The following is a 1,020-nucleotide window of genomic DNA, read 5'->3' on the forward strand; positions in this document are numbered from 1 at the left end:
TGTCGAAGTTGCATTCTTCTTCGCTGGCATGAACGTTTTCAATCGTTAATTCACGATTGCTAACGAACAACCTATTTAATACATAAGTAGGCGCATTGACCTCCCCGCGCGTAAATCTCTTAGATTTTGACGCTGACCAAATGGCAGCGTACGTCGCGGGGTTGAATGAAAAGCCCTTTAGGGCTAAGCAACTCATGCAGTGGATACACCAACGTGGAGTATCCGACATCAACGACATGAGCGATTTGGCAAAAAGCTTTAGAGCAACCCTGCTCGATAAAGCGCAAGTTCTTTCTCTCCCAGTCATTAAAGACGAGCATGCAGCTGACGGCACCCGCAAGTGGTTGCTCGATGTTGGAGCTGGCAATGCCGTGGAGTCTGTATTTATTCCTGAAGATGATCGTGGCACCTTGTGCATTTCGTCTCAGGCTGGCTGTGCGGTCAATTGCCGTTTTTGCTCAACTGGGCATCAGGGCTTCTCACGCAATCTCACCGCCGGTGAAATCATTGGGCAACTCTGGTTTGCAGAGCATTTACTCCGCACGGATCCAAATGCAGTACGTCGTATTGAAAAATACCCAACCCCAGGTTGGGAGCACACCGGTCGCGTGATCTCGAACGTGGTCTTGATGGGTATGGGTGAACCTTTGCTTAACTATGACAACGTAGTTACTGCATTGCGGCTTATGCTTGATGACCGAGCCTATGGTTTGTCGCGTCGTCGTGTGACCGTATCCACTTCTGGCGTTGTGCCAATGATTGATCGCTTGGCTCAGGATTGCCCGGTAGCATTAGCGGTCTCATTGCATGCTCCGAATGACAAGTTGCGCGATCAGCTTGTTCCCCTCAATCAAAAATATCCTTTAAGAGAATTGCTCGCTGCGTGCGAACGGTATTTGCCGTTTGCCCCGAGGGATTTCTTGACCTTTGAATACTGCATGCTCGACGGCGTAAATGACTCTGATATTCAGGCAAAAGAGTTGGTACGCCTATTAGCCAATATCAAGTGCAAGATCAACC

At 49.0% G+C, this 1,020-nt stretch carries 1 protein-coding gene; it reads left to right on the forward strand.

The window, feature by feature from the left end; genetic code table 11:
* Positions 1–140: 140 nt before the first annotated feature.
* A partial coding sequence (gene rlmN / locus B7X71_RS17755) for a 23S rRNA (adenine(2503)-C(2))-methyltransferase RlmN (protein WP_293601714.1) occupies positions 141–1,020 on the forward strand: 880 nt, incomplete at its 3' end.

The organism is Polynucleobacter sp. 39-46-10, assembly GCF_002282275.1.